The sequence below is a fragment of the Saccharopolyspora shandongensis genome (assembly GCF_900106995.1).
Classification (GTDB): Bacteria; Actinomycetota; Actinomycetes; order Mycobacteriales; family Pseudonocardiaceae; genus Saccharopolyspora; species Saccharopolyspora shandongensis.
This window is the reverse complement of sequence record NZ_FNOK01000009.1, coordinates 83,891-109,565: the sequence shown is the minus strand read 5'-3', so window position 1 is coordinate 109,565 and position 25,675 is coordinate 83,891. Positions and strand designations below refer to the sequence as shown.

Sequence of the window (25,675 nt, the reverse complement as noted above, 5' to 3'; positions counted from 1 at the left end):
CGCAAAGCAGCCCGGGGAATCGGTTGATCACGAGATGACCGATGCCCTTCTCGCTTGGCTGAACGCCTTTCCGAGAAGACCGGGCGCTCATGCATTCGCACCGGCTTACTTTTCGGTGCGTAGCCCACTAATTAGTGGGTACTCGTCGGCCCCCGCTCGGCGGTGACGATCGACTCGCCCGTGCAGCGGCGTGCGCGTCATGACTGCGTCCGGAAACCGGTGTCTCCTCCGGAGTCGGCAGCCAGTGCGGTGGCCAGGTTGTGGAGTCGACCGAAGGCGCGGGCCATACCCCACATGGTCGACGTAGTCGCGTGATTCGACGATGACTCCATCACGTACCCGTGCCACGAAGATGCACGGCACCGTGAACGACCGGCCGTTCGCCGAACCGACGTAGCTGAACTCGAAGATGACCACTTCGGGATCCGCGGTTTCGTGGACGTGGCCCACAGGCTCGAACCGGTCGACTCCTGGCGTTCGGGCTGGTCCTTCGGCGAAGTGCTGGCGCAGTTCGGCACGGGTTCGCAGTGGTGTGTCGCCCGTTGGCGCGAATGGGTGTCGGACGTCGGTGTGTTCGGCGTACAAGCTGGCCAGGTGGTCGAGCTGTCCCTGTGCCTCCTGCTCGGTGAGATCGCCGGCGATCAGCCGGCTGACTCCCGTCGCGACGGTGCGGACAACATCGGCTGGTGACGACGGCACTACGCCCTCCAAGAGCTAATCGGAGTCTGAACTCCGGAAGCGTATCGAAGTCTGGACTCCGGTTAAAGTGGTCCGAACCGAGTCTTGAAGGGGGCTGGATGCGGCAGGACGCGCGGAAGAACCGGGAACGGATCCTGGCGGCGGCCGAGGAGGTTTTTGGCTCACGCGGGGCCACCGGGTCGACCGAGGAGGTGGCCCAGCGGGCCGGCGTCGGCATCGCCACGGTCTTTCGCCACTTCCCGACCAAGGAGGAGCTGATCGAGGCAGCGCTGCTGCAGCATTTCGATCAACTCACCGAACGGGCCTACGCTCTCGCCGCCAAGGAGGACCCGGCCACAGCGTGGCGCGACCTCGTGCGGGCGATGATCGAAACCGGCGCCACGAAACTGACGCTCGCCTCAGCGCTGGCCGACCGCGAGGGAGTTCCGGACACTGCCGGCGCCGCGTCGAACCGGTTGAAGGTCGCCGTCAGCGAGATCCTCGGTCGGGCGCAGGACGCCGGAACCGTCCGGCCCTCGGTCACGATCGAGGAGGTCTACCTGCTCATCCGCGGGCTCGCTCAAGCGTCAGCGACGATGCGGCCTCGGTCCGATGTTCTCGAACGCGCCATCGACGTCGTGCTCACCGGACTGTCGCAGTCCGGTCGCCTGCCTGTGGACAACGGCTGACCGGCCGGATCGAAACGAACGCACTCGGCCAACGGTGATTCGGCCGAAACCCAGGATGTACGCCCCTCAGCACCGGACATCGGTGGGTTCGGTTGCGTGCCAGGATGGTGGCATGTCCAACATGCTGCACCTCACCGGCGAGGCCGACGCCGACAAGCTGCTCAGCGACGACTCGTTCGCCCTGCTCACGGGCATGCTGCTGGATCAGCAGGTCGCGATGGAGGTCGCGTTCGCCGGGCCGAAGAAGATCGCCGACAGGATGGGCGGGTTCAGCGTCACCAAGATCGCCGAATCCGATCTGGACGAGTTCGTCGAGCTGTGCGTGCAGAAGCCGGCGATCCACCGCTACGGCGGATCGATGGGGCGGCGGGTGCACGCGCTGGCCCAGTACATCGTCGAGCACTACGACGGCCGGACCGAGGCGATCTGGACCGAGGGCGACCCGGACGGCAAGGAGGTGCTGAAGCGGCTCAAGGCGCTGCCCGGTTACGGCGACCAGAAGGCGCGGATCTTCCTCGCCCTGCTGGGCAAGCAACGCGGTGTCGAGCCCGCCGGGTGGCGCGAGGCGGCGGGGGCTTACGGCGACGCGGACGCCCGCCGCTCGATCGCCGATGTCGTCGACGAGCAGACCCTCACCGAGGTGCGGGCCTGGAAGAAGGAGCAGAAGGCCGCGGCCAAGGCCGCGAAGGGCTGACTCCCGAAAATCGCTCTCACGGCGATGTCCCGGCGCGCTAGTGTCCGGCCGGGGAGGCGTTCATGGACGAGCGGAGGCTGGTGCGGGTCTCGAAGTACCTGGCCAAGCACCTGCGTCACCAGCCCGAGCGGATCGGGATCGAGCTGGACGAGCACGGTTGGGTGGCGGTCGACGAGCTGCTGTCAGCGGCCGGCTCGCACGGCTTCCCGATTTCGCGGGCGGAGCTGGTGCGGGTCGTCGAGGACAACGACAAGCAGCGGTACGTGATCGACGCCGACCGCATCAGGGCCAGCCAGGGGCATTCGGTCGCGGTGGATCTCGACTTGCCGGTGGCGCACCCGCCCGCGTGGCTGTTCCACGGCACGGTCGCGCGCAACCTGGCCGGCATCCGCGCCGAGGGGCTGCGGCCGATGAACCGGCATCACGTCCACCTGTCGGTCGATCGCGAGACCGCTAAGCGCGTCGGCGCGCGGCGGGGGAGGCCGGTCGTGCTGACCGTGGACGCCGCCGGGATGCACGCGGCCGGGCACGAGTTCCGGGTCAGCGCCAACGGCGTCTGGCTGGTGGACCGCGTCCGGCCCGAGTTCATCCGCTACCCGGACTGACTCGGCGGCGGCACTACGGGTGGTAACCGGATAACGTCCGGCAACGTCAACGCGGAACCCAAGGCGGGGCCCGCGAACGCGCGGTCCTTCGCACGGGGGGACCGCTTATGACTCGCTACGCCGTTGCCGCCGCATTGTCGGGCCTGATGCTCGCGATGGGGGCGTGTAGCGCCCCGCCGCCGCGTTTGCTGCCGCCGCGCGTCGCACCGTCTTCGATGCCGTTGCCGAGGAAGATGTCGGCTCGGCCGGTTGCGCCCGCGGCGGCTCGCGCTCCGGAGCCGGGGGCCCTGACCTGCGAGCCGTACGCGGCGCCGCGCTTCGACGACCCGAACAACCCGAACACCATCACGAACAAGGCGTGCGGCTCGGTCGACGGGAACGGCAACGCGCGCTCAGCGGATCCGTGGATCGACGACCAGCTGACGGCGACGCGCGATGCGCCGCCGGCGCCATCGATGACCTGGGACCCGTGCGCCGGGCTGACCTACGAGCAGTGCCACGGCATCCCGGATCCTCCGGAGAGTTCCACCGAACCGTCCGCCCCGCCGGTCACGACGACCGCGGTGCCGACGACGAGCCGCCCGCCGATCAGCTCGGCACCGGCAGAGGCGAGGAACGGTTCGCCGACGACCTCCGACTCGCCGACCACTTCCGGATCGGCGCCCACCACGCGCGGATGAGCTCAGGCCGCAGCAGCGGCGCCGGGGCTCTGGTAGCGGTCGACGTACTCCTGCTCGGACAGCTCGGCGATCGCGTACATGATCTCGTCGGTGATCGAGCGCAGCACCGGCAGCGACGACTCCATCCCGGCGTAGCGGGAGAAGTCCAGCGGGTCGCCGAAGCGGACCGTCACCGGGTGCGGCCGGGGGATCTTCTTGCCGCGCGGCTGGAGCTTGTCCGTGCCGGTCAACCCGACCGGCACCACCGGCGCGCCGGCGGCCAGCGCAAGCCGGGCCACGCCGGTCCGCCCGCGGTACAGCCGCCCGTCGGGCGAGCGGGTGCCTTCGGGGTGGATGCCGAACGCGCCGCCGTCGCGCAGCACCTGCTCGGCGGTGTCCAGGGCCTCCTTCGCGGCGCGCCCGCGGCCGCGCTCCACCGGGATCGCGCCGAGCGAGCCGAAGAGCCACTTGGTCAGCGCGCCCTTCGTGCCGGTTCCGCTGAAGTACTCGGCCTTGGCCAGGAACGACACCGGCCGCGGCAGCACCAGCGGCACGATGAAGCTGTCGAGCACGGCGAGGTGGTTCGGGGCCAGGATCACCGGGCCGGTCGTCGGCACCTTCTCGGCGTCGATCACGGTCGGCCGGTAGATCGTCCGCGCCACCGCGCCCACGACCCGCTTGCTCACCGAGTACAGCATTCGCCCTCCCGCGCCGTTGATCCCGATCGAATCTAACCCGGCGAGGTTTCGGCGGTGCGTCCTGCCGGTCAACCTCTGGGTCCGGCCGGTCGGCCCGGCACCCGGGGTTGTGGGACATCAGAACCCGGGGTACCCGGAGACGCGATCGGGTGGCAGCATGGGAGGCGGAGGTAGCGTCGTGAACAGCTCACATCGTGACGACACCCCGGTGCTGATCACCGAGGCACAGCCGTCCTACGACGATCAGCAGGCGCAGCGGCGCTGCAGGTACGCGATCATGATGGCCAGCCGGATTCCGTGTCTGGTCGTGGCCGCAGTGGTGTTCCAGCTATGGCAATTGTGGTGGTTGTCACTGATCATCCTGGCGATTTCCATCCCGCTGCCGTGGATGGCGGTGCTCATCGCCAACGATCGCCCGGCCAAGAAGAGCGAGCACGTGAACCGGTTCCGCCGTTCGCCGCACTCGATCGAATCCCGCAGCCACCAGGTCATCGAGGGCGCCTGACGGGCGATACCCGGCCGGATGCGGACATGCGTCGATGCCGTGCGGCATCATTGGGGGCATGAGCACGATGACGATGCCGGAGACCGATACCCGGACCGAGACCACTGATCAGACCAGTGACGACCGTCCGGAGATGTTCCACTACGTGCAGAAGGACAAGATCGCGGAGAGCGCGGTCATGGGCACGTTCGTGGTCGCGCTGTGCGGTGAGGTCTTCCCCGTCACCAAGTCGCCGAAGCCGGGCTCGCCGGTATGCCCGGACTGCAAGGAGATCTTCGAGTCCCTCCCGCCGGGCGGCAAGAAGTAGCTGACGAACCGCGCGGCGGCGCTCAGCCGCCGTGCGGTTCGGCCTGCTTGTCGGTCGGTTTCTTCGGCAGCTGCACGCCGTTGCGCGGCCGCTCCGCGGGCGGGGTCGGCTGCTCGCCTTCCTCGTCCTTACCCTCACCGTGGCCGTTGCGCCACGCGCGGTAGCCCTCTTCGGTGTGCATCCGCTGCGCGAGCCGCCTCATCTCCAGGCGCCGCCACCGCCGGCGCTCCCGGCGGGTCATCTTCGCCGGCCACATCTCCTGGATCGCGTTGTTGAACTGCGCGCCCATGATGATCGCAAACCCGATGAAGAACGCGAACAGCAGGAACGCGATCGGGGTGGCCAGCGCGCCGTAGGTGTAGCCGGTGCCGGTCACCCACGTGATGTAGAGCCGCAGGCCGATGCTGGCGCACAGGAAGATCACCATCGCCAGCAGCGCCCCGGGCAGGCCACGATGCCACGGCAGCTTCCTGGGCAGCGCCACCTTGTAGAGGGTCGCCAGCGCGACCACCAGGCCGATCCCGGTCGCCGGGTAGTAGAACGCCTGGATCAGCCAGGCGATGTCGTCCTGGAAGTCCTGCGGGAACAGCGTCGGCAGCCAGTCCGGGCCCAGCGCGACCACCGGCAGCCCGACCACCGCGAGGATCAGGCACACCAGGTACAGCAGCAGCGCGAAGATCCGCTGCCACACGCTGTTGCGCACCAGGTACTGGTCGTAGGCGAGCGTGATCGAGTCGACCAGCGACGCCAGCGCCGACGAACCCGCCCACAGCGAGATCAGGAAGCCGACCGAGACTATCTCGCTGCGCCCCTTGGTGAGGATGTCGGCGACGGTCGGGCCGATGATCTGGTCCACCACGTTCGCCGTGAACACCGAGCGGGAGAACGACAGGATCTTGTCGTGCACGGCGTCGACGACCTCGGGGCCGAACCAGTCGCCGACGAAGCCCAGGCTGCCCAGCAGCCCGAGCAGCAGCGGCGGCATGGACAACGTCTGCCAGAACGCGGCGGCTGCCGATTCCGAGAAGATGTTGTCCCACCACGCCTTGTCGAGCGTGCGCATGACCAGGCGCAGTGGTCCACGCCGCACCGGAGCTTCCCGTGGTGCGACGGTCGCACTGCGCCCCTGGCGGTCTGGTGGACTCGGCTGACCCATGGCACCCATAAGGATGCTGCATCGGCTCCCGCGGCGGGCGTCGGCCCGCCAAAACCGCCGGGAACACGGAGTGTCGCGCACCTCTCGTCGGGCAAGCCGGTGCCGGCCGGACTCGAAAGGTAAGCTGCACGGCGGCCCGCTTCGAGTCGATCGACGCTGAACGCGCGTGCGGGCGGTCGCGGGGCTGCGCAGGGCGCGCCCTCACCATCCTGTAGGGGAGAAGAAGGAAGGAGCGGCGAGCCGGCGTGTCCGAAGCGCAACTCGACCATTCCGTTCGATCAGTGCTCAGCGACCCCTCGCAGGCTCCTTCCCGACCACTGCGCGCCTGGCAGCGGCGGGCGCTCACCAAGTACCTCTCGCGCAGGCCCCAGGACTTCCTGGCGGTCGCGACGCCGGGCGCCGGCAAGACGACGTTCGGCCTGCGGGTCGCCGCGGAGCTGCTGGCCGACCGCACGGTCGAGGCCGTGACCGTGGTGGCGCCCACCGAGCACCTCAAGCACCAGTGGGCGCTGGCCGCCGGCGGCGCGGGCATCCCGCTGGACTCCAACTTCCGCAACAGCGACGGCATCACCTCCAGCGACTACCGCGGCGTCGTCGTCACCTACGCGCAGGTCGCGGCGCACCCGACCCTGCACCGGGAGCGCACCGAGCGCCGCAAGACCCTGGTGATCCTCGACGAGGTGCACCACGCGGGCGACGCGAAGTCCTGGGGCGACGCGATCCGGGAGGCGTTCACCCCGGCCGTGCGGCGCCTGTCGCTGACTGGGACGCCGTTCCGAAGCGACGACTCGCCGATCCCGTTCATCGGCTACGAGCCCGACGCCGACGGCTCGCTGCGCAGCCGGGCGGACCACTCCTACGGCTACTCCGACGCCCTCAACGACGGCGTCGTCCGGCCGGTGCTGTTCCTGGCGTACTCCGGCGAGGCCCGGTGGCGGACCAACGCCGGCGACGAGTTCAGCGCCCGCCTCGGCGAGCCGCTGACCCCGGAGCAGACCGCACGCGCCTGGCGCACCGCGCTCGACCCGGCGGGGGAGTGGATCCCGACGGTGCTGCAGGCCGCCGACACCCGGTTGGCGCAGCTGCGCAGGGACGGCATCCCGGACGCGGGCGGCCTGGTCATCGCCACCGACCACGTCACGGCCAAGGCCTACGCGAAGGCCCTGCACCGGCTCACCGGGCACGAACCGGTGGTGGTGCTCTCCGACGATCCGCAGGCGTCCGGTCGCATCGCCGAGTTCTCCGAGTCCGAGGACCGCTGGATGGTCGCGGTCCGAATGGTGAGCGAAGGCGTCGACGTGCCGCGGCTGGCGGTCGGCGTCTACGCCACGAGCGCCTCGACCCCGCTGTTCTTCGCCCAGGCCATCGGCCGCTTCGTGCGGTCCCGGCGGCCCGGCGAGACGGCGAGCATCTTCCTGCCGAGCGTCCCGGTGCTGCTGGAGCTGGCCAGCCAGCTGGAGGCGCAGCGCGACCACGTGCTAGGCAAGCCGCACCGGGAGAAGGACGGCTGGGACGACGAGCTGCTGGCCGCGGCCAACAGCAAGCGCGACGAGCCCGGCGAGGACGAGAAGGCGTTCACCTCGCTGGGCGCCGAGGCCGAGCTGGACCAGGTGATCTACGACGGCTCGTCGTTCGGCACGGCCGCGTTCAGCACCTCCGACGAGGAGCAGGACTACCTCGGCCTGCCCGGCCTGCTGGAACCGGACCAGGTGCGGGCGCTGCTGCGGCAGCGGCAGGAGCAGCAGCTGGAGGACGTGGGCAAGCGCGAGGCCGCCGCGAAGGCGGCGAAGGCCGCCGAGCAGGCGGAGCAGCGCGCGCGGCCGCAGACCGTCCAGGAGCGGCTGCAGAAGCTCCGCAAGGAGCTGAACACGCTCGTGTCGCTGCACCACCACCGCACTCGGAAGCCGCACGGCAAGATCTACAACGAGCTGCAGAAGAGCTGCGGCGGCCCGCCCACCGCGATGGCCACCGTGGAACAGCTCGAGGAGCGCATCGCCACGCTCCGCTCTTGGTGATATCGCCCCGAACGGCGCAGCGCGATCGGTTTGGTCGTCGATCCGGGTCTCATAGGGTCGGGACATGGCTTTCGACGTGGAGAAGATCCGGGCCCAGTACCCGGCGCTGGCGGACGGTCGGGCGTGGTTGGACGGCGCGGCGGGCACCCAGGTCCCGCAGTCGGTGATCGAAGCGGTGAGCGACGCCTACCGGGTGGGCACGTCCAACGTGGGCGGCCCGTACGAGTCCAGCCGGCGCTCCGCCGGGATCGTCGCCGAGGCGCGGGCGGCCGTCGCCGACCTGGTCGGCGCCCCGGAGCCCGGGTGCGTGGCGTTCGGCCCGAGCATGACCGCCCTGACCTACCGGTTCGCCGACGTGTTCGCGGCCGGCTGGCGTCCCGGCCACGAGATCGTGGTGACCCAGCTGGACCACGACGCCAACGTGCGGCCCTGGGTGCAGCACGCGCAGCGCGCGGGCGCCGCCGTCCGGATGGCGGAACTGGACCCGGCGACGGGGGAGCTGCCCGTCGAGAACGTCACCGGCCTCATCGGCGAGCGCACCAAGCTGGTCGCCGTCACGGCGGCCTCCAACGTGCTGGGCATCATGCCGGACCTGCGGGCGATCACCGACCGGGCCCGGCAGGTCGGCGCCGTGTCCTACGTCGACGGGGTGCAGCACTGCCCGCACGCCCACGTGCGGCTCGATGAGCTCGGCGCGGACCTCTACGCGACCAGCGCCTACAAGTGGGCTGGCCCGCACCTGGCCGCGGTGGTGGCCGCCGACCCGTGGTCGCTGGAGAACCTGCACCCGGACAAGCTGGCGCCGTCGCCGGACACCTCGCCGGAGCGGTTCGAGCTCGGCACCAACCCGTTCGCCGCGATGGCCGGCGTGGTGGCCGCCGTGGAGCACCTGGCCGGCCTGGACAGCGACGCAGACGGCAGCCGCGCCGAGCGGCTGGCGGTCTCCCGCCGGTCCGTGCAGGCCCACGAGGGCGAACTGGCAAAGGAGCTGTTCGACGGTCTAGCGGCTCTGGACGGCGTAGTGCGCTACGGCGCTCCGCAGGGCTCATGCACTCCTACGGCGTTCTTCGGGCTTCCGGGCAAGGAACCCTCGGACGTGGCAGAGCAGCTGGCTGAGAGCGGTCTGAACGTCTCGCACGGCCATTCCTACGCCTGGGAGACGGTGCACGCCCTCGGCATCGGCCCGACGGGCGGCGTGCGGGCCAGCCTCTCGCACTACACGAGCCAAGCCGAGGTGCGGCGGCTGCTCGACGCCTTGGCGGAGATCAGCGGACGCCGCTAGCCGGAAAACGACCATGCCCCCGCAGGGTTCCCTGCGGGGGCACGGTCTTGTCGGTCTGACGGGTGTTTACTGCTCGTCCTGCTGGAGGTCAGCTTGCGCGTCGCGCAGCCCGGCCTCGTACGCACGGGCGTGGTGCCCGCAGAACAGAAGCTCGCTACCGGATGGCAATACGGCGCGAAGCTTCGCAGCGGCCCCGCAGCGGTCGCAGCGGTCGGCGGCGGTCAGCTCGGGGCGGGTGAGCGTTCCCGGCATCGTGATCTCCCTCCGTCCCGGCGTCGGAATCACCCGACGCCCTCGATCCTGCTACGACCACCGTTGGCCCACTGGCTGCGGGAGCGGTGCTCGTGGCTCCACTCTTCCAGACGCTTGGGCCGGAGTCAGTGTTCCCGCGCCGGGTGGCGACGGTCGTCACGATGAAGCACCCGGTTGCAGCAGCGCCGCTCGCGGAGCGTGATCAACACCGCGAAAAGCCTTGTGACATGGGAAAATGAGTCCTCGCGGGCCGGGCGGCGCGGAAGCGGAGTCGATCGACAATCGGGCATACGGTGTTTCAGATCACAGATCGGGCGCCGTTGTGGGGTCGCTATTTCCGCTGGAAGCGAACAGGAAATCCCACCAGGCGGACCGATTTTCGGCGTTTTCGGACCCGAAAGCGCCGCCGCGGACGCGAAGAGGGCCGCCGACCGGATCGGTCGGCGGCCCTCGGTGCCGTGTTCGTCAGTCCAGGTAGTCGCGGAGCACCTGGGACCGGGACGGGTGGCGCAGCTTCGACATCGTCTTGGACTCGATCTGCCGGATCCGCTCCCGGGTCACCCCGTAGACCTGGCCGATCTCGTCCAGCGTGCGCGGCTGGCCGTCGGTGAGCCCGAACCGCAGCCGGACCACGCCGGCCTCGCGCTCGGACAGCGTGGCCAGCACCGACTGCAGCTGGTCCTGCAGCAGCGTGAAGGACACCGCGTCGACCGCGACGACCGCCTCGGAGTCCTCGATGAAGTCGCCGAGCTGGCTGTCGCCCTCGTCGCCGATCGTCTGGTCCAGGGAGATGGGTTCCCGGGCGTACTGCTGGATCTCCAGCACCTTCTCCGGGGTGATGTCCATTTCCTTGGCGAGCTCTTCGGGCGTGGGCTCGCGGCCCAGGTCCTGCAGCAGCTCGCGCTGGATGCGGCCGAGCTTGTTGATGACCTCGACCATGTGCACCGGGATGCGGATGGTGCGGGCCTGGTCGGCCATGGCGCGGGTGATGGCCTGCCGGATCCACCAGGTCGCGTAGGTGGAGAACTTGTAACCCTTGGTGTAGTCGAACTTCTCCACCGCGCGGATCAGGCCGAGGTTGCCCTCCTGGATCAGGTCCAGGAACGCCATGCCGCGGCCGGTGTAGCGCTTGGCCAGGCTGACGACCAGGCGGAGGTTCGCCTCCAGCAGGTGGTTCTTCGCCCGCTCACCGTCGCGCACGATCCAGCGCAGGTCGCGGCGCATCTGGGTGGTCAGCTGCTCGCCGGCCTCTTCGACCTGCCGCAGCCGCTCCGCGCCGTAGAGCCCGGCCTCGATGCGCTTGGCCAGCTCGACCTCTTCTTCGGCGTTGAGCAGCGCGACCTTGCCGATCTGCTTCAGGTACGCGCGGACCGAGTCGGCGGAGGCCGTCAGTTCGGCGTCCTTGCGAGCCTGCCGGAGCGCCTCGGATTCCTCTTCGTCCCAGACGAAGTCGCCGGACTCCTTGGTCTCCTCCTCCGGAACGGGCTCTTCCGGGATTTCCACCTCGACGTCGGCGAGGTCGCCGACGTCCGGGGACGTCAGGTCGGTCTCGATCGGTTCGTCGATCTCCATGCCCTCGCCGCTGCCCTTGGCGGAGGCCGACTTCGTCGACTTCTTCGCCGGGGCCTTGGCGCCCTTCTTGGCCCCCGCCGACTTCGCGGCGGTGGTCTTGCGGGCCGTCGGCTTCGCCCCCGTCGAGCTCTTGGCAGGGCTCTTGCTCGCGGCGGTGGACTTCGTCTGCTCGGTGTCAGACGAAGCAGCCGCCTCCGAACCTGGGGTGGCCTGGGACTGGCCCGACTGGGACTGGGCACCGCCGGTTGTTGCAGCGGAGCGTCGGGTTGCTGTTTCTGCGGCTGCCACGTACGCCCTTTCGCGACGGTCGATCAGGGCAGGCCGGAGGGCGCGAAACCTCGGCCGCCGAAGGTCGGGGAACAACCCACTGGATCCAGCCCTGCGGCTGCTGAGGAATCACCCGGTGCCTGCCTCGGTGTTTCCTCGACGAGGACTTCGAATCAAGTGGGCCGTGTTCCATTGTAGCCGCGATGCGGGGGTGCGGTTCCGCTGCAAGGCGGAGTCCGCGCGTCCCGCGATGTGCTAGGCGGCCGGAAGATCAGTCGTTGTGCCTGGTCGCGGCCGCCGTCGCGGCGCCGACGATGCCCGCGTCGTTGCGGAGCGCCGCGGCGACCACCGGCGTGCGGGTCTCCAGCCGCGGAATCCACTTGTGGCCCTTCTTGCTGACCCCGCCGCCGGCGATGATCAGGTCCGGCCAGAGGAACTTCTCCAGCGCCTGGATGTAGTTGCTGACCCGTGGCGCCCACTCCTCGTAGGTCAGCTCCAGGTCGTCCTTGACGGAGGCCGCGGCCTGCTTCTCCGCGTCGTGGCCGTCCACCTCGATGTGCCCGAACTCGGTGTTGGGCACCAGCTTTCCGTCGATGAACATCGCGCTGCCGATGCCGGTGCCGAAGGTCAGCACCACCACCAGGCCGCGGTGCCCGGCGCCGGCCCCGGAGCGCATCTCGGCGGTGCCTGCCGCGTCCGCGTCGTTGAGCACCAGCACGTCGTCCCGGGTGCGGCCGAGCCGCTCGGCGAACAGCTCCTGGGCGTCGGTACCGATCCAGCCCTTGTCGATGTTCGCCGCGGTGAGCGCGGTGCCGTCCTTGATCACGCAGGGCAGGGTGATGCCGACCGGGCCGGTCCAGGAGAACTTCTCGACGATCTCCGCCACGGCGTCCGCCACGGCGGACGGGGTCGAGGGCTGCGGGGTGGGGATCCGCATCCGCTCCTCGGCCAGCACGCCACCGTCGATGTCGACCGGACATCCCTTGATGCCGGACCCGCCGATGTCCACGCCGAAACCGCGGGCAGTCGCCATGGCTGAATCCTTCCTATTCGATTCAGATGAAGGTGTGCAGACCTTAACCGGGTTGTGTTGCGATGTGTACGTGGGATTGGCAGCAGAAGTAGACGCAAAAGCCTTGTGCCAGGTAGCGGTGCGGATCGCCCGCGAAGCCGCGGAACTGGCGCGCACGGTGCGTGACGAAGCCGTCACCGATGGTGCGGTAGACACGAAGAGTACCGAGACCGACGTCGTCACCGCAGGTGATCGCGCGGTGGAGCGGCTCGTGCGGGAGCGGCTGGCGGAGTTGCGCCCCGGCGAATCGGTGCTGGGCGAGGAGGAAGGCGGCGAAGGCGCGTTGGACGGGCTGCGCTGGGTCGTGGACCCGATCGACGGCACGGTCAACTACCTGTACGGCTTCCCCTGGTACTCGGTGTCGCTGGCGGCGCAGCTCGACGGGGTTTCGGTGGCGGGCGCGGTGGTGGAACCCGTGTCCGGCCGGGTGTGGAGCGCCGCGGCCGGGCACGGCGCGTTCCTGGACGGCCACCGCCTCCGGGTCTCGTCCGCCGACCGGCTCGACCTGTCGCTGATCGGCACCGGATTCGCCTACGCGGTGGAGCGCCGCACGGCGCAGGCCGAAGTGCTCGGCCGGCTGCTGGGCCAGGTGCGCGACATCCGGCGGGCCGGGGTGGCGTCGCTGGACCTGTGCGCGGTCGGCGCGGGCTGGCTGGACGGCATGTTCGAGGTCGGGCTCAACCGGTGGGACTGGGCGGCGGGCGCGCTGGTCGCGGCTGAGGCCGGCGCCCAGCTGCGGCTGCCGGCGAAGGGGACGACGGACGGGCTGGGCGACGGGATGATCGTCTGCGCCGCGCCGGGCATCGCGGGCGAGCTGACCGAAGCGCTGCTCCGCGCGGACGCCGGTCGCGTCTGACGGCGGCCCTGAGACGCGGAAGGCGCCTGCGACCGGTTGTGGTCGCAGGCGCCTTTCAAGCGTCGTCAGCAGTGCACGTCGCGGGCCTTGTTGAGGAGGTCGTTGCTGATCTGCGGCGGGGTGACCTCCTGGTTGGCGCCGTCCTGGTGGTTCCGCTGGGGCACCCAGTTCTCCAGCTCCTGGAGGACCTGCTTGGCCTCCGAGGTGGTCTTGATGTCCTTGAAGGCCGACCCCAGCGCGAGGTCGACGGAGGCGTCCTGGCGCTCGTCGCGCACCAGCTGGGCGCACGGCACGATCAGGCTCAGCGTCCGCGCCGCGCTCACCCCGGCGCCGCCGAAGCGGATCTGGCCATGGCACTTCAGGTCGTAGTTGACGTAGACCGGGTCGTTGTCCGCGCCGCCCTTGGCGAAGCCGAGGCTGGCGAGCTCGTCGCCGACCAGCGAAGCCTGCCGGGCCTCGCCGTTGCCGTTGAGCACTCGCACCTGCACGTCCTGCTGCGGGATCGGGTTGGTCGAGTCCAGCGCGTCGCGCGGCAGCATCGATCCCAGCGGAACCGGCTCCGGCGCGGCGTCGCCCTGCGGCGCGGCCGTCGGTGTGCTGGGCGGGTTGCAGGTCGTCGCTGCCTCGATGTCCTTCACCGAGTCGAAGACCCGGGTCCACAGCAGGCCCGACAGCAGCACGAGCGCGACCAGCACCACCAGGGCGGGCACCGGCCGACGCCGTCGGTACCGGGCTCGTCGACCCGACCTTGCACTCACGGCTGACACGTCCCGCCCCTTCCTGGATGCTTCGACCAGCGTGCGCCCGTCTTCACTAGATCAGCCTAGGCGCACAACCGGCGCCGTGCGGCGCTGGACGTCCCCACCATGTCGGAGCCGTCCGCAGCGGGCCGCTGAATCGATGCCGAGGGAAGAACTTCCTGGGCACCGCTTCGCGGGGCGAGGTGCCGGGCAACCGAAGAAGGCGACCGGGCGGCATCCGGGGATTGATCTTCGGCGGTCTGCGGATGCAGCGAACACCACACCTATGGGTGACCTGATGCGTGCGCGGACTCGGCATGAGCTACCCTCTCGGCGCCTCACGGAGTGCCGGATGAGGCGAGTCGCTCATTACGGGGGAACTGAACGCGTTGCAGGGCGAGACCACGATCACTGCGCCAACGGGCACAAATCCTGGTCCTGGAACGTTTACCAGCGGCACACCATTGCAGTCTCCACTAACGCAGGGGTGAATCACGATGGCGACCGACTACGACGCTCCGCGCCGCGAGTCCGAAGACTTGGCAGAGGACTCGTTGGAGGAGCTGAAGGCGCGACGCAACGATGCGCAATCCGGCGTCGTCGACGAGGACGAAGGGGCGATCGCGGAGAACTTCGAATTGCCGGGCGCGGACCTGTCCGGCGAGGAGATGACCGTCAAGGTGCTCCCGAAGCAGGCTGACGAGTTCACCTGCTCGAGCTGCTTCCTCGTCCACCACCGCAGCCGGCTGGCCGAAACTCGTAACGGCCAGTTCGTCTGCCGCGACTGCGCCGCCTGATCCAGGCGGCCAGGAGTCGACGAGACCGGGAAGTGGCTGGGCACACGCTGACGGCGTGTGCCCAGTTGTCTTTCGCGGCCCCGCCGGCCGGTCGGACCTGCTCTCCGGCGGGGAGCCGGGTGGTCAGGGCTTCTTCAGGGCGGCGACGAGCCGCTCGGGGCGGCGGGTGCTGATCACCCAGTACGGCGTGGGGTCGTCCGGGTCGTTCAGCCAGATCCGCACCGAGGTGCGGATCGACGACCGGTGCACCATGAACGCCGCCGGGTCCAGGTCCGGGCCGAGCGCCCGGCGCTGCTCGGCGGGGGCGATGACCTCCGCGTCCTCGACGAACCGCAGCGGCAGGTGCGCATCGCCCACCCAGAGCTCGTCGTCGAGGACCTCGATCTTGGTGCGACCCATCCAGAGCGGGATCGCGATGGCCAGCGGGATGAGCACGGCGTAAGGCAGCCATGCGCGCACGCCCGGGTAGCCCATGTGCACCGTGGCGGCCATGATCGCGGCTCCGATGACCGGCAGCGGCCATGCCCACCAGGACGTGTACAACCGCTCGCGGAACACGGGACGCCCCTTCGAGTTCGCCTGACCGGGCAAGTCCCCGGCGACGCTGGCTGCTTCTACGCTTTCCGACACGCGTTCAGGGTAGTCTCGCCGCCCGTGTCGAACGTGAAGGTCCTGCTGACCCGACTTGACCCCGATGTGCCGCTGCCCGCATACGCGAAACCAGGCGACGCCGGTGCGGATCTGGTGACCACCAGTGACGTGGTGCTCGAACCCGGCGAACGCGTCGTGGTGGGCACGGGGATCGCGCTGGCCCTGCCCGAGGGCTACGCGGGTTTCGTGCACCCGCGCTCGGGCCTGGCGGCCAAGGCGGGGTTGAGCGTGGTCAACGCGCCCGGCACGGTGGATTCCGGGTACCGCGGTGAGGTCAAGGTCTGCCTGATCAATCATGATCGTGCACAACCGCTGTCGCTGCGGCGCGGCGACCGGATCGCCCAGCTCGTGGTGCAGAAGGTCGAGCACGCGGTGTTCCAGGAGGTCGACGAGCTGCCTGCGTCGCAGCGGGGTGCCGGGGGCTACGGGTCCACCGGCGGGCACGAGGTGCTGGCGGTCTCGGGGGCCGAGGCCGGTCACAGGACGGAGGTCTGAGGGGATGTTCGGGTGGGGCCGGAAACGGGGCGAACGTGAGGCCGCGGACGAGGCGCTGAGCGCCGAGGAAGCGGAAGTCGTGGAGGGCGGCCCGTTCGACTCGGGCGAGGCGCCCGACGACGAGGTCGAGCGGCTCGACCTCGGTTCGGTGCGGCTGCCGGTGCCCGAGGGCGGCCAGCTGCAGGTCGAGGTCGACCCGGCCGGGCCGGTGCGCGCCGTGCACCTGGTCACGCCGGTCGGCCGGTTGACCGTCAGTGCGTTCGCGGCGCCGCGCAGCAGCGGGCTGTGGACCGAGGTCAGCGCCGAGCTCGCCGAGCAGCTGCGCAAGGACGGTGCCCGGGTGTACGCCGAAGAGGGCGACTGGGGCCCGGAACTGGTGGCGGACTCGCCGAACGCGGCGCTGCGGTTCGTCGGGGTCGACGGGCCGCGCTGGCTGCTGCGCGGCGTCGCGGCCGGGCCGGCGGAGCACGCCGAGGAGTGCGCGAAGCTGCTGTACGCCGTCCTCGACGAAACCGTCGTGGTCCGCGGCGACGAGCCGCTGCCGGTGCGCACGCCGCTGCCGATCCAGCTGCCGGAGGCGATCCTGCGCCACATCCAGCAGGCCCAGAACAACGGCCAGCAGGGCTAGGGGAGCCGGCCTCGGGCGCCGCCGGAGACCGGCATGGCGCCCGAGGCGATTTCGCCGCAGCCGCGCTCGGATCAGTTCGGTGCGGGAATTTTTCGCTTTTCACCGGAAAGAACCAGTGCGAAGCCGAACACCCAGCGTGGCCGTGTTGATCAAGGTTTAGCCGATCGGGCGGGTCAAGTCGGTTATCCCGCCGGGCCCGCGACTACGCCGTTCTGGACGGCTACGCTGGGGGTGCACGGGCTTCGAGTCGAGCCCCGGAAGCGCACGGGAGCGCTAGATGAGCAAGACCGACGGCGGCTACTGGCGTCGCCTCGTACGCCGCTTGACCAGCGACGTCGCCGAGTTGGACGCCGATGACCTCTCGGAGCGGTCCCAAGCGGGCGGAGCCCAGCGCGCCAGCGACTGCCAGTGCGGGCAGGAGGCCGTGGTGCTCGGTCGGGTGCGCAGCGTGGGCCTGTGCCCGAAGGCGTCGGCACCGACGCTGGAGGCCGAGCTGTACGACGGCACCGAGGACGTGACCCTGGTCTGGCTCGGGCGCCGCCGGATCGCCGGCATCGAACCCGGGCGGATCATCAAGGCCCGGGGCCGGATCGCGGTCCGCGACGGCCGCAAGGTGCTTTACAACCCCTACTACGAGTTGCAGAACACCGCATGAGCGAACGCGACGCATCCGCCGCCGGGCCGACCGCCCAGGACGCGGCCGAGAACCAGCAGGACCCGACCGCGCAGCGGGGCGGCGATCCCGAGAAGACCCTGCTCGAACAGATGGGCGGCGTCGGCGGGCTGGCCTACTCCGCGGTCCCGATCGTGGTCTTCGTGCTGATCAGCTCCTTCACCTCGCTGATGCCGGCGATCTGGTCGGCGATCGGTGTCGCGATCGCGATCGCGATCTTCCGGCTGGTGCGCAAGGAGCCGCTGCAGCCCGCCATCTCCGGCGTGCTCGGGGTGGCGGTGTGCTCGTTCATCGCCTACCGCTCGGGTGACGCCAAGGGCTTCTTCCTGCTGGGCATCTGGACGAGCCTGATCTACGGCGGCGTGTTCCTGGTGTCGGTGCTGGCCCGCTGGCCGCTGGTGGGTGTGGCCTGGTCGGCGCTGAACGGGCTGGGCTTCTCCTGGCGCAAGCAGCGCCGGGCGCTGCGCGGCTACGACCTGGCGACGCTGGCCTGGACCGTGGTGTTCGCGGCGAAGTACGTGGTGCAGCAGTGGCTGTACGACTCCGACCAGACCGGCTGGCTGGCGTTCGCGCGGATCGCGATGGGCTACCCGCTGACCGGCCTGGCGCTGCTCGTCACGGTGTGGGCGATCCGCCGCGCTTCGAAGGTCGCCAAGCAGGCGAAGACCGAAGCCCTGCCGGAGCCCGGCGCCGTCGACTCCAAGCCTTCGCTGGGCTGACCCCGGCTCGGCCCGCGGCCGAGCCGGGAATCCCGTCAGTCGGTGGGCCGGCGGTCGTGGATGATCGCGCGGATCTGCTGCTCGACGTCCGCGATGGCCACGAACAGCATCTCGTCGCCGGCTTCCAGCGGGTCGTCGGCCTGCGGCACGATCACCCGGCCGCCGCGCAGGATGGTGACCAGCGCCGCGTCGGACGGCAGGTTCAGGTCGCGGACCCGGCGCCCCGCCAGCGGCGTGGAATCCGGCAGCGTCACCTCGACCAAGTTGGCCTGGCCCTGCCGCAGCGTCATCAGCCGCACCAGGTCGCCGACGTTGACCGCTTCCTCCACCATCGCGGCCAGCATCCGCGGCGTGGACACCGCCACGTCGACGCCCCAGGCCTCGGTGAACAGCCACTCGTTGAGCGGGTCGTTGACGCGGGCCACCACGCGGCGCACCGCGAACTCCGTCTTCGACAGCAGCGACACCACCAGGTTGACCTTGTCGTCACCGGTGGCCGCGATGACCACGTCGCAGGACTCCAGCCCGGCTTCCTCCAGCGACGCCAGCTCGCAGGCGTCGGCGAGCATCCACTCCGCACCGGGGATGTTCTTCGGGTGGAAGTTCTGGATGCTCCGCTCGATCAGCAGGACCTCGTGGTCGCCTTCGAGCAGCTCCCGCGCGATGGACTGGCCGACCGCGCCGGCGCCCGCGATCGCGATGCGCATTACTCGCTCTCCTCGGGTGTGCGGCGGGCCGCCGCCGTGACGTCGGTGACGGTGCCCGACAGCGCCGCCACGTAGACGGTGTCGTCGGCCTGGATGACGGTCTTGGCGTCCGGCAGCACGCCGTTGCCGAACCGCATGATGAACGCGACCCGGGCACCGGTGGTGGACTCCAGCTCGGCGATGCGGCGGCCGACCCAGCCGTCGCTCAGCGGCAGCTGCAGGACCGCGACGGTGCCGGAGGGCTCGCGCCACGCGGTGGCGACGCCTTCGGGCAGCAGCATGCGCAGGAACCGGTCGGTCGTCCACGGCACGGTGGCCACCGTCGGGATGCCCAGCCGCTGGTAGACCTCGGCTCGCTTGGGGTCGTAGATCCGCGCCACGACGTGCTCGATGCCGAAGGTCTCGCGGGCGACCCTGGCCGAGACGATGTTGGAGTTGTCCCCGTTGGACACCGCGGCGAACGCGGTCGCCCGCTCGATCCCCGCCTCGACCAGGATGTCCCGGTCGAAGCCGTTGCCGGTGACCTGCTGGCCGCGGAAGTCCTTGCCCAGGCGGTGGAACGCCTGGGGGTTCTTGTCGACCACGGCCACGGTGTGATCGAGCCGTTGCAGGGCCGCGGCCAGGGAGGCCCCGACCCGGCCGCAGCCCATGATCACCACGTGCACGACCTTGTCTCCTCGCTGCGGGGGGTGTGGGATTGCCGGCCACGACCTCGCGATCGTCTGCCGACCGTACCGGCACGGGCGCGGATGCGATCCGGTTCGCGCCCATCGGTTCCAGGCTGGTGCACCGTACCGGGTGAGACGCCCCCGGGGGCAGGGCGGCGTGCAGGATGTGACCTGAGAGCAATTCCGGAGGCCAGGGTCGTCAGTCGACCCGCCTTTGCGCTTACGCTCTGTGCCGTGTCCAAGCTCGCAACCGCGGCGAAACGGTTGATCGTAGGTCGGCCGTTCCGCAGCGACCGCCTTTCGCACACGCTGCTGCCCAAGCGCATCGCCCTGCCGATTTTCTCATCGGACGCGATGTCCAGCGTTGCGTACGCGCCTGAAGAGATCCTGCTGGTGCTCTCAGCGGCCGGTGTGTCGGCGTTCGCGGTGAGCCCGTGGATCGGGCTCGTCGTCGCGCTCGTGATGATCACGGTGGTCGCCTCCTACCGCCAGAACGTGCGCGCCTACCCCTCCGGGGGCGGCGACTACGAGGTCGCCACCGTCAACCACGGCCGCCGGTTCGGCCTGGTGGTGGCCAGCGCCCTGCTGGTCGACTACATCCTCACCGTCGCGGTGTCGATCTCCTCGGCCGCCGCGAACATCGGATCGGTCATCCCGTTCGTGGCCGAGCACAAGGTGCTGTTCGCGGTCGGGGCGATCGCGCTGCTGACCGCCATGAACCTGCGCGGCGTCCGGGAGTCCGGATCGCTGTTCGCGGTCCCGGTCTACGCCTTCCTCATCGGCGTGCTCGGCATGATCGCCTGGGGGTTCTTCCAGGCGTTCGTGCTCGGCCGCGAGCTGCGCGCCGAGAGCGCCGGCTTCCAGATCGTGCCCGACGAGACCCAGATGGCCGGCGTGGCGTTCGTGTTCCTGGTGTTGCGGGCGTTCTCCTCCGGTAGCGCCGCGCTGACCGGTGTCGAGGCGATCAGCAACGGGGTGCCCGCGTTCCGCAAGCCGAAATCCCGCAATGCGGCCACCACGCTGGCGCTGATGGGCGGCTTCGCCATCGCGATGTTCCTCGGCCTGATCGTGCTGGCCCAGATGAGCGGCGCGGTGATCGCGGAGGACCCGGCGCACCAGCTGATCGGCGCGCCGCCGGGCTACGAGCAGAAGACGCTGGTCGCCCAGCTCGCCGGCGCGGTGTTCACGGGCTTCGCGCCCGGCGTCTGGTACCTGGTGTTCTTCACCGGCCTGATCCTGGTGCTGGCCGCCAACACCGCGTTCAACGGCTTCCCGGTGCTGGGTTCGATCCTGGCGCAGGACCGGTTCCTGCCGCGCCAGCTGCACACCCGCGGCGACCGGCTGGCGTTCTCCAACGGCATCCTGTTCCTGGCCGCCGGGGCGATCATCCTGGTGTTCGCCTTCGAGGCCGAGGTGACCCGGCTGATCCAGCTCTACATCGTCGGCGTGTTCGTGTCGTTCGTGCTCAGCCAGAGCGGCATGATCCGGCACTGGAACAGGTTGCTGCGCAAGGAAACCGACCCGCAGGCCCGGCGGCGGATGCGCCGCGCGCAGGCGATCAACTCCTTCGGCCTGTTCATGACGTCCAGCGTGCTGGTGATCGTGCTGATCACCAAGTTCACCCACGGCGCCTGGATCGCGATCGCCGCGATGGCCGCGATCTACGTGCTGATGACCGCGATCCGCCGGCACTACGACCGCGTCGCCGACGAGCTCAAGCAGCAGGAGGCGGACGCGGTGCTGCCGTCGCGCAACCACGCGCTGATCCTGGTCTCCAAGCTGCACCTGCCGACCATGCGCGCGATCGCCTACGCCCGCGCCACCCGGCCGGACGCGCTCGAAGGCGTCACCGTCAACGTGGACGACGAGGACACCCGCGAGCTGACGAAGCAGTGGGAGGCGGAGAATCTCCCGGTACCGTTGAAGGTGCTGGAGTCGCCGTACCGGGAGATCACCCGGCCGGTGCTCGAATACGTCAAGCGGATCCGGCGGGACAGCCCCCGCGACGTGGTCACCGTGTTCATCCCCGAATACGTCGTCGGCCACTGGTGGGAGCAGCTGCTGCACAACCAGAGCGCGCTGCGGCTCAAGAGCCGCCTGCTGTTCCAGCCGGGCGTGATGGTCACCAGCGTGCCGTGGCAGCTGGAGTCGTCCGCGCGGGTCCGCCAGAAGCAGCTCACCTCGATGCCGGGCGCGGCCCGGCGCGGGCTGGGTACGAACGGGAAGGTGAACAGTGACCGAAAGGCCGGACTGGACAGGTAGGCGGCTGGAGGTCGAGATCGGGCCGGTAGCGCACGGCGGGCACTGCGTGGCCCGGTACGAGGGCCGGGTGGTGTTCGTCCGCCACGCGCTGCCCGGCGAGGTCGTCGTCGCGGAGGTCACGGATGACGCCGGCGGCGGCTTCTGCCGCGCGGACGCCGTCGAGGTGCTGACCGCGGCGCCGGGGCGGGTCAGCCCGCCGTGCCCGATGGCGGACATGGCGCTCGGCCGCGACCGGTGCGGCGGCTGTGACTGGCAGCACGCCTCCGGCGAGACGCAGCGGGAGCTGAAGGCCGCGGTGATCGCCGAGCAGTTGCAGCGGATCGCCGGGATCGACTGGCCGGTCCGGGTGCAGGAACTGCCCGGCGGGCTGCTGCGCTGGCGCAGCCGGTCGCGGCTGGCGGTGGACCGCAAGGGCCGGGCGGGGTTCCGCGCGCACCGCAGCCACCGGGTGATCCCGGTGGAGGACTGCCCGATCACCGTCGAGGGCGCGCTGGCCGAGGTGACGAACCGCCGGTGGCGTCCGGGCGCGGAGCTGACGGTGGCCGCCGATTCGACCGGTGACGTGCACGTCACGGCCGTGGACCACAAGCCGCAGCGGCGGCACGGGCGGGCCGTCGCCCGGCAGGTGCAGGGCAGCGGCGTGGCCCGCGAATCCGCCGCCGGGCGGTCCTTCGACGTCGAGGTGCAGGGCTTCTGGCAGGTGCACAAGGCAGCTCCGGACGCCTTCACCGAGGTCGTCGCGCGGCTCGCGGCCGCGCCTGTGGGTGGCGTGGCGTGGGACCTCTACGGCGGGGTCGGCCTGTTCGCGGCCGTGCTCGCCGAGCAGGTCGGCCCGGCGGGTTCGGTGGTGCTGGTCGAGTCGTCGAAGCGCGCTGTCGAGGACGCGGTGGCGAACCTGCGGGACCTGCCGCAGGTGTCGTTCCGGGCGGGCACGGTCGAGGCGGTGGCCACCGACGAGGACCTGTCGGCACCGGACGTCGTGGTGCTGGACCCGCCGCGCAAGGGTGCGGGCCGGGACGTGGTCGAGTCGGTGACCGCGCGCCGCCCGGCGCGGATCGTGCACGTCGCGTGCGATCCGGCGGCTCTGGCGCGGGACGTCGGCCTGTTCGCGGAGCGCGGTTACCGGATGACCGAGCTGGAGGCATTCGACGCGTTCCCGATGACGCACCACATCGAATGCATCGCGCTGCTGGAGCCGGTCGATCCGGACTGAGCCGGGCGGCCCGGGAACGGGATTCATGAGATGACGCAGCGCGAACACGTGCCGGAGGTCCTCCCGGCCCCGCCCGTTTCCGGGACCGCGGTGCAGCCCGTCCTGGGCACAGGGACGACGGCGCCGGGCGCCGTGCCAGGGCGTCGGGCGACCGCGTTCCTTTTGGCGGCGCTGGGAATCGTGCTCGTCCCGGCCGGTCTGCTGCTGCTCGGTTCGTCCACCGTGCCCGGTTATTTCACCGGGTGGGCGGCGGGCTGGATCGTGGTCGCCGCGGCGGCGTGGCTGGCCGACTCCCGCACGCCGCGCCGCTGGCCGGGCTGGGCGCTGCTCGCGGCCGTGCCGCAGGCGATCGTCAACGTCGTGCCCGCCGCGCCGATCGGCCTGATCTCGCTGGTCGCCGTGATCGCCTCGCCCGCTCCGGCGGTGCTGGCGCACCGCCGGTTCGCCAGGCTCGCGGAGGATCTCGCGGAGCTGCCCGAGTGGCGGCCGCTCGTGCGGTGACGATCCGCACAGCGCTGGTCGCGGTCCGTTGAGCAGGGCGGAAATCCGTTCGCGCGGGGCCGGGTCGATCGCTTCGGCCGCATCGGACGCTCCGCGGGACACCGCTGACCCCCGCAGTCCGGAGGAATGTGCAGGTGGCGCTCAGGGTGTCCGCACGGTTACGCACGGTGCCGCGTACCACGCCGGGCCGTCGGCAGGCCCCTCCGTAGACTGGGACGCGCTATGCATCGCGGCGGAGCCAGGCAGCCAGCCCGGCCCCGGCATGCGAATGAACCCGACCGGCACGACGAGTGAGGTGGAACGGTGACGCTGCTGGGGTCCGTGCACAGTCCGGCCGACGTCAAGCGCCTGAAGCACCCTGAGCTGGCGCAACTGGCTTCGGAGATCAGGCGGTTCCTGATCGAGAAGGTGTCTCGCACCGGCGGGCACCTGGGGCCGAACCTGGGCGCGGTGGAGCTGACCCTGGCCGTCCACCGGGTCTTCGACTCGCCGCAGGACGCCATCGTGTTCGACACCGGGCACCAGGCGTACGTGCACAAGATCATCACCGGTCGGCAGGGCGGATTCGACCAGCTGCGCAAGCGCGACGGCCTCTCCGGCTACCCGTCGCGCACCGAGAGCACCCACGACCTGGTGGAGAACAGCCACGCCTCCACGGCGCTGTCCTACGCCGACGGCCTGGCCCGCTCCTTCCAGCTCGGCGGCAAGCCGCAGCACGCGGTGGCGATCGTCGGCGACGGCGCGCTCACCGGCGGCATGTGCTGGGAGGCGCTGAACAACATCGCCGCGGACCAGGAGCGTCCGGTGGTGATCGTGGTCAACGACAACGGCCGGTCCTACGCGCCGACGATCGGCGGTCTCGCCGAGCACCTCGCCGCGCTGCGCCTGAACCCCAGCTACGAGAAGGCGCTGGAGAGCGGCCGCCGCACGCTGCGCAACCTCCCGGTCGTCGGGCGCTCGCTCTACACCGGGCTGCACGCGGCCAAGAGCGGCATCAAGGACGCGATCAGCCCGCAGGTGATGTTCTCCGACCTCGGCATCAAGTACCTGGGCCCGGTCGACGGCCACGACCTGCGCGCGATGGAGCACGCGCTGCAGATGGCCAAGTCCTTCGGCGGCCCGGTGATCGTGCACGCGGTGACCCGCAAGGGCAACGGGTTCGCGCCGGCCGAGAACGACCAGGCCGAGCAGATGCACCAGGTCAAGGTCATCGACCCCGAGACCGGGCTGCCGACCAAGCCGGCCCCGAAGAGCTGGACGGACGTCTACGCCGAGGAGCTGGTGCGCATCGGCGCCGAGCGGCCGGACGTGGTGGCCATCACCGCGGCGATGCTCGGCCCGACCGGGCTGAAGAAGTTCGGCGAGGCGTACCCGGACCGCTGCATCGACGTGGGCATCGCCGAGCAGCACGGCATGACCGCGGCGGCCGGGATGGCGATGGGCGGCCTGCACCCGGTGTTCGCGGTGTACTCGACGTTCCTGAACCGGGCGTTCGACCAGCTGCTGATGGACGTGGCGCTGCACAAGCAGCCGGTCACGGTCACGCTGGACCGCTCCGGCGTCACCGGTGACGACGGCGCCAGCCACAACGGGATGTGGGACCTGTCGATCCTGGGCCTGATCCCGGGCATCCAGGTCGCCGCGCCGCGCGACGCGGTGACGCTGCGCGAGGAGCTGCGCGAGGCGGTCGCCGTCGACGACGGCCCGACCGTGGTGCGGTTCTCCAAGGGCTCGGTGATCGAGGAGATCCCGGCCGTGGAGCGGGTCGGCGGCGTCGACGTGCTGAGCCGCTCGGCGGGCGCGAACGACGTGCTGCTGGTCGCGGTCGGCGCCTTCGGCAAGCTGGCGGTGGCCGCGGCGGAGCGGCTCGCCGCGCAGGGCATCGGGGTGACCGTGGTCGACCCGCGCTGGGTGGTGCCGGTGCCGGAGCAGGTCGTCGAGATGGCCGCGCAGCACCGCCTGGTGGTCACCCTGGAGGACTGCGGACGGCACGGCGGGTTCGGCTGGGCGCTGGCCGCGGCGCTGCGCGACTCGGAGCTGGACGTGCCGCTGCGCGACCTGGCGGTGCCGAACCGCTTCCTGACGCACTCCTCGCGCGAAGAGGTGCTGGCTGACCTCGGCCTCACCGAGCAGGACATCGCCCGCCGGATCACCGAGTGGGTCGCCAAGCGCGGCGACGGGCGGGTTCAGCTGCGGGTCGCGGCCGACCCGGACCGCCCGGAAGCCGCCAACGGCTGACCGGCCCAGTCCGCGGTGCGCCGAGCGGTCGATGATCACCGGCTGCTCGGCGTGCCGGAGGCTCGGACCCGGTCGT

General features: G+C 70.6%; 29 protein-coding genes. 17 read left to right on the top strand and 12 right to left on the bottom strand.

The features are described 5' to 3' along the window. Positions 1-105: 105 nt before the first annotated feature. On the bottom strand, positions 106-699 hold the full coding sequence (locus tag BLW84_RS12265) for a nuclear transport factor 2 family protein (RefSeq protein WP_245761111.1): 594 nt from the start codon (positions 697-699) through the stop codon (positions 106-108). Between BLW84_RS12265 and BLW84_RS12260 the strand changes: the two genes are divergently transcribed. From BLW84_RS12260 to BLW84_RS12250, 3 genes are all read left to right on the top strand, one after another. Continuing rightward, the gene (locus tag BLW84_RS12260) at positions 687-1,367 is read left to right on the top strand and encodes a TetR/AcrR family transcriptional regulator (protein WP_245761092.1); all 681 of its coding nucleotides are present in this window, start codon (positions 687-689) and stop codon (positions 1,365-1,367) included. The genes BLW84_RS12265 and BLW84_RS12260 overlap by 13 nt on opposite strands. A 112-nt stretch (positions 1,368-1,479) precedes the next feature. Beyond that, entirely contained in the window at positions 1,480-2,061 is a 582-nt protein-coding gene (locus BLW84_RS12255) for an HhH-GPD-type base excision DNA repair protein (protein ID WP_093265036.1), read from the top strand. Positions 2,062-2,123: 62 nt separating this feature from the next. Next, a complete protein-coding gene (locus BLW84_RS12250; RefSeq protein WP_093265034.1) occupies positions 2,124-2,666 on the top strand; it encodes an RNA 2'-phosphotransferase in 543 nt (180 codons plus the stop codon). A 115-nt stretch (positions 2,667-2,781) separates the two neighbouring features. On the opposite strand, the gene BLW84_RS12245 is transcribed toward BLW84_RS12250, so the two are convergent. The 3 genes from BLW84_RS12245 to BLW84_RS12235 all read right to left on the bottom strand — a co-directional run bounded on the left by BLW84_RS12245 (position 2,782) and on the right by BLW84_RS12235 (position 4,023). After that, positions 2,782-3,051 (bottom strand): hypothetical protein, encoded by a 270-nt coding sequence (locus BLW84_RS12245; RefSeq protein ID WP_093265032.1) that lies wholly within the window; start codon positions 3,049-3,051, stop codon positions 2,782-2,784. A 99-nt stretch (positions 3,052-3,150) separates the two neighbouring features. Continuing rightward, the gene (locus tag BLW84_RS12240) at positions 3,151-3,333 is read right to left on the bottom strand and encodes a hypothetical protein (RefSeq protein WP_177226418.1); all 183 of its coding nucleotides are present in this window, start codon (positions 3,331-3,333) and stop codon (positions 3,151-3,153) included. A 15-nt stretch (positions 3,334-3,348) separates the two neighbouring features. After that, positions 3,349-4,023 carry a lysophospholipid acyltransferase family protein gene (locus tag BLW84_RS12235; protein WP_093265028.1) on the bottom strand — a complete coding sequence of 225 codons (675 nt, stop codon included), beginning with the start codon at positions 4,021-4,023 and terminating at the stop codon, positions 3,349-3,351. Positions 4,024-4,180: 157 nt separating this feature from the next. Here BLW84_RS12235 and BLW84_RS12230 point away from each other — a divergent pair, with 157 nt between their 5' ends. Continuing rightward, positions 4,181-4,528 (top strand): DUF3099 domain-containing protein, encoded by a 348-nt coding sequence (locus tag BLW84_RS12230; protein ID WP_093265027.1) that lies wholly within the window; start codon positions 4,181-4,183, stop codon positions 4,526-4,528. 58 nt (positions 4,529-4,586) lie between these two features. Beyond that, a complete protein-coding gene (locus BLW84_RS12225) occupies positions 4,587-4,835 on the top strand; it encodes a DUF3039 domain-containing protein (protein WP_093265025.1) in 249 nt (82 codons plus the stop codon). A 22-nt stretch (positions 4,836-4,857) separates the two neighbouring features. On the opposite strand, the gene BLW84_RS12220 is transcribed toward BLW84_RS12225, so the two are convergent. Further along, positions 4,858-5,925, bottom strand: a complete 1,068-nt coding sequence (locus BLW84_RS12220; protein ID WP_093265024.1) for a YihY/virulence factor BrkB family protein — start codon at positions 5,923-5,925, stop codon at positions 4,858-4,860. Positions 5,926-6,236: 311 nt separating this feature from the next. On the opposite strand from BLW84_RS12220, the gene BLW84_RS12215 reads away from it, so the two are divergent. Beyond that, positions 6,237-8,006: a DEAD/DEAH box helicase gene (locus BLW84_RS12215; protein ID WP_093265022.1), complete on the top strand. Its 1,770-nt coding sequence runs from the start codon at positions 6,237-6,239 to the stop codon at positions 8,004-8,006. Positions 8,007-8,070: 64 nt separating this feature from the next. Next, positions 8,071-9,288: a cysteine desulfurase-like protein gene (locus BLW84_RS12210; RefSeq protein WP_093265021.1), complete on the top strand. Its 1,218-nt coding sequence runs from the start codon at positions 8,071-8,073 to the stop codon at positions 9,286-9,288. Between the two features lie 66 nt (positions 9,289-9,354). On the opposite strand, the gene BLW84_RS12205 is transcribed toward BLW84_RS12210, so the two are convergent. The 3 genes from BLW84_RS12205 to ppgK form a co-directional block, all read right to left on the bottom strand. Beyond that, positions 9,355-9,540 carry a DUF7455 domain-containing protein gene (locus BLW84_RS12205; protein WP_093265227.1) on the bottom strand — a complete coding sequence of 62 codons (186 nt, stop codon included), beginning with the start codon at positions 9,538-9,540 and terminating at the stop codon, positions 9,355-9,357. A 465-nt stretch (positions 9,541-10,005) separates the two neighbouring features. Then, complete coding sequence (locus tag BLW84_RS12200; protein WP_093265020.1) at positions 10,006-11,400, bottom strand: RNA polymerase sigma factor; 1,395 nt, start codon at positions 11,398-11,400, stop codon at positions 10,006-10,008. A gap of 250 nt (positions 11,401-11,650) precedes the next feature. Beyond that, complete coding sequence (ppgK, locus tag BLW84_RS12195; protein WP_093265019.1) at positions 11,651-12,412, bottom strand: polyphosphate--glucose phosphotransferase; 762 nt, start codon at positions 12,410-12,412, stop codon at positions 11,651-11,653. Between the two features lie 64 nt (positions 12,413-12,476). Between ppgK and BLW84_RS12190 the strand changes: the two genes are divergently transcribed. Continuing rightward, positions 12,477-13,307, top strand: a complete 831-nt coding sequence (locus tag BLW84_RS12190) for an inositol monophosphatase family protein (protein ID WP_093265017.1) — start codon at positions 12,477-12,479, stop codon at positions 13,305-13,307. Positions 13,308-13,372: 65 nt separating this feature from the next. Here the strand turns inward: BLW84_RS12190 and cei are convergent, their stop codons facing one another. Then, complete coding sequence (cei, locus tag BLW84_RS12185; protein WP_281247386.1) at positions 13,373-14,065, bottom strand: envelope integrity protein Cei; 693 nt, start codon at positions 14,063-14,065, stop codon at positions 13,373-13,375. Between the two features lie 479 nt (positions 14,066-14,544). Here cei and BLW84_RS12180 point away from each other — a divergent pair, with 479 nt between their 5' ends. Next, positions 14,545-14,844: a DUF4193 domain-containing protein gene (locus tag BLW84_RS12180; protein WP_093265014.1), complete on the top strand. Its 300-nt coding sequence runs from the start codon at positions 14,545-14,547 to the stop codon at positions 14,842-14,844. A 123-nt stretch (positions 14,845-14,967) separates the two neighbouring features. Here BLW84_RS12180 and BLW84_RS12175 read toward each other — a convergent pair whose 3' ends face one another. Continuing rightward, entirely contained in the window at positions 14,968-15,474 is a 507-nt protein-coding gene (locus BLW84_RS12175; RefSeq protein WP_093265012.1) for a DUF3093 domain-containing protein, read from the bottom strand. A gap of 24 nt (positions 15,475-15,498) precedes the next feature. Here BLW84_RS12175 and dut point away from each other — a divergent pair, with 24 nt between their 5' ends. From dut to BLW84_RS12155, 4 genes are all read left to right on the top strand, one after another. Beyond that, positions 15,499-15,990 carry a dUTP diphosphatase gene (dut, locus tag BLW84_RS12170; protein WP_093265010.1) on the top strand — a complete coding sequence of 164 codons (492 nt, stop codon included), beginning with the start codon at positions 15,499-15,501 and terminating at the stop codon, positions 15,988-15,990. A 4-nt stretch (positions 15,991-15,994) separates the two neighbouring features. Continuing rightward, on the top strand, positions 15,995-16,618 hold the full coding sequence (locus BLW84_RS12165) for a DUF3710 domain-containing protein (protein ID WP_093265009.1): 624 nt from the start codon (positions 15,995-15,997) through the stop codon (positions 16,616-16,618). Between the two features lie 277 nt (positions 16,619-16,895). Beyond that, positions 16,896-17,273: an OB-fold nucleic acid binding domain-containing protein gene (locus tag BLW84_RS12160; protein WP_093265007.1), complete on the top strand. Its 378-nt coding sequence runs from the start codon at positions 16,896-16,898 to the stop codon at positions 17,271-17,273. Further along, positions 17,270-18,010, top strand: coding sequence for a DUF3159 domain-containing protein (locus BLW84_RS12155; RefSeq protein WP_093265005.1), 741 nt, complete (start codon positions 17,270-17,272; stop codon positions 18,008-18,010). Before BLW84_RS12160 ends, BLW84_RS12155 begins: the two co-directional genes overlap by 4 nt. A 35-nt stretch (positions 18,011-18,045) precedes the next feature. On the opposite strand, the gene BLW84_RS12150 is transcribed toward BLW84_RS12155, so the two are convergent. Then, positions 18,046-18,717 carry a potassium channel family protein gene (locus BLW84_RS12150; protein WP_093265004.1) on the bottom strand — a complete coding sequence of 224 codons (672 nt, stop codon included), beginning with the start codon at positions 18,715-18,717 and terminating at the stop codon, positions 18,046-18,048. After that, positions 18,717-19,382, bottom strand: coding sequence for a potassium channel family protein (locus BLW84_RS12145; protein WP_093265002.1), 666 nt, complete (start codon positions 19,380-19,382; stop codon positions 18,717-18,719). The genes BLW84_RS12150 and BLW84_RS12145 overlap by 1 nt, the downstream gene beginning before the upstream one ends. A 237-nt stretch (positions 19,383-19,619) precedes the next feature. Here BLW84_RS12145 and BLW84_RS12140 point away from each other — a divergent pair, with 237 nt between their 5' ends. From BLW84_RS12140 to dxs, 4 genes are all read left to right on the top strand, one after another. Then, entirely contained in the window at positions 19,620-21,647 is a 2,028-nt protein-coding gene (locus tag BLW84_RS12140) for an APC family permease (RefSeq protein WP_093265000.1), read from the top strand. Continuing rightward, on the top strand, positions 21,619-22,860 hold the full coding sequence (locus BLW84_RS12135) for a class I SAM-dependent RNA methyltransferase (RefSeq protein WP_093264999.1): 1,242 nt from the start codon (positions 21,619-21,621) through the stop codon (positions 22,858-22,860). Before BLW84_RS12140 ends, BLW84_RS12135 begins: the two co-directional genes overlap by 29 nt. Positions 22,861-22,890: 30 nt before the next feature. Continuing rightward, positions 22,891-23,361, top strand: coding sequence for a hypothetical protein (locus BLW84_RS12130; RefSeq protein ID WP_093264997.1), 471 nt, complete (start codon positions 22,891-22,893; stop codon positions 23,359-23,361). A 303-nt stretch (positions 23,362-23,664) separates the two neighbouring features. Further along, a complete protein-coding gene (dxs, locus tag BLW84_RS12125; RefSeq protein WP_093264995.1) occupies positions 23,665-25,599 on the top strand; it encodes a 1-deoxy-D-xylulose-5-phosphate synthase in 1,935 nt (644 codons plus the stop codon). Positions 25,600-25,675 lie beyond the last annotated feature (76 nt).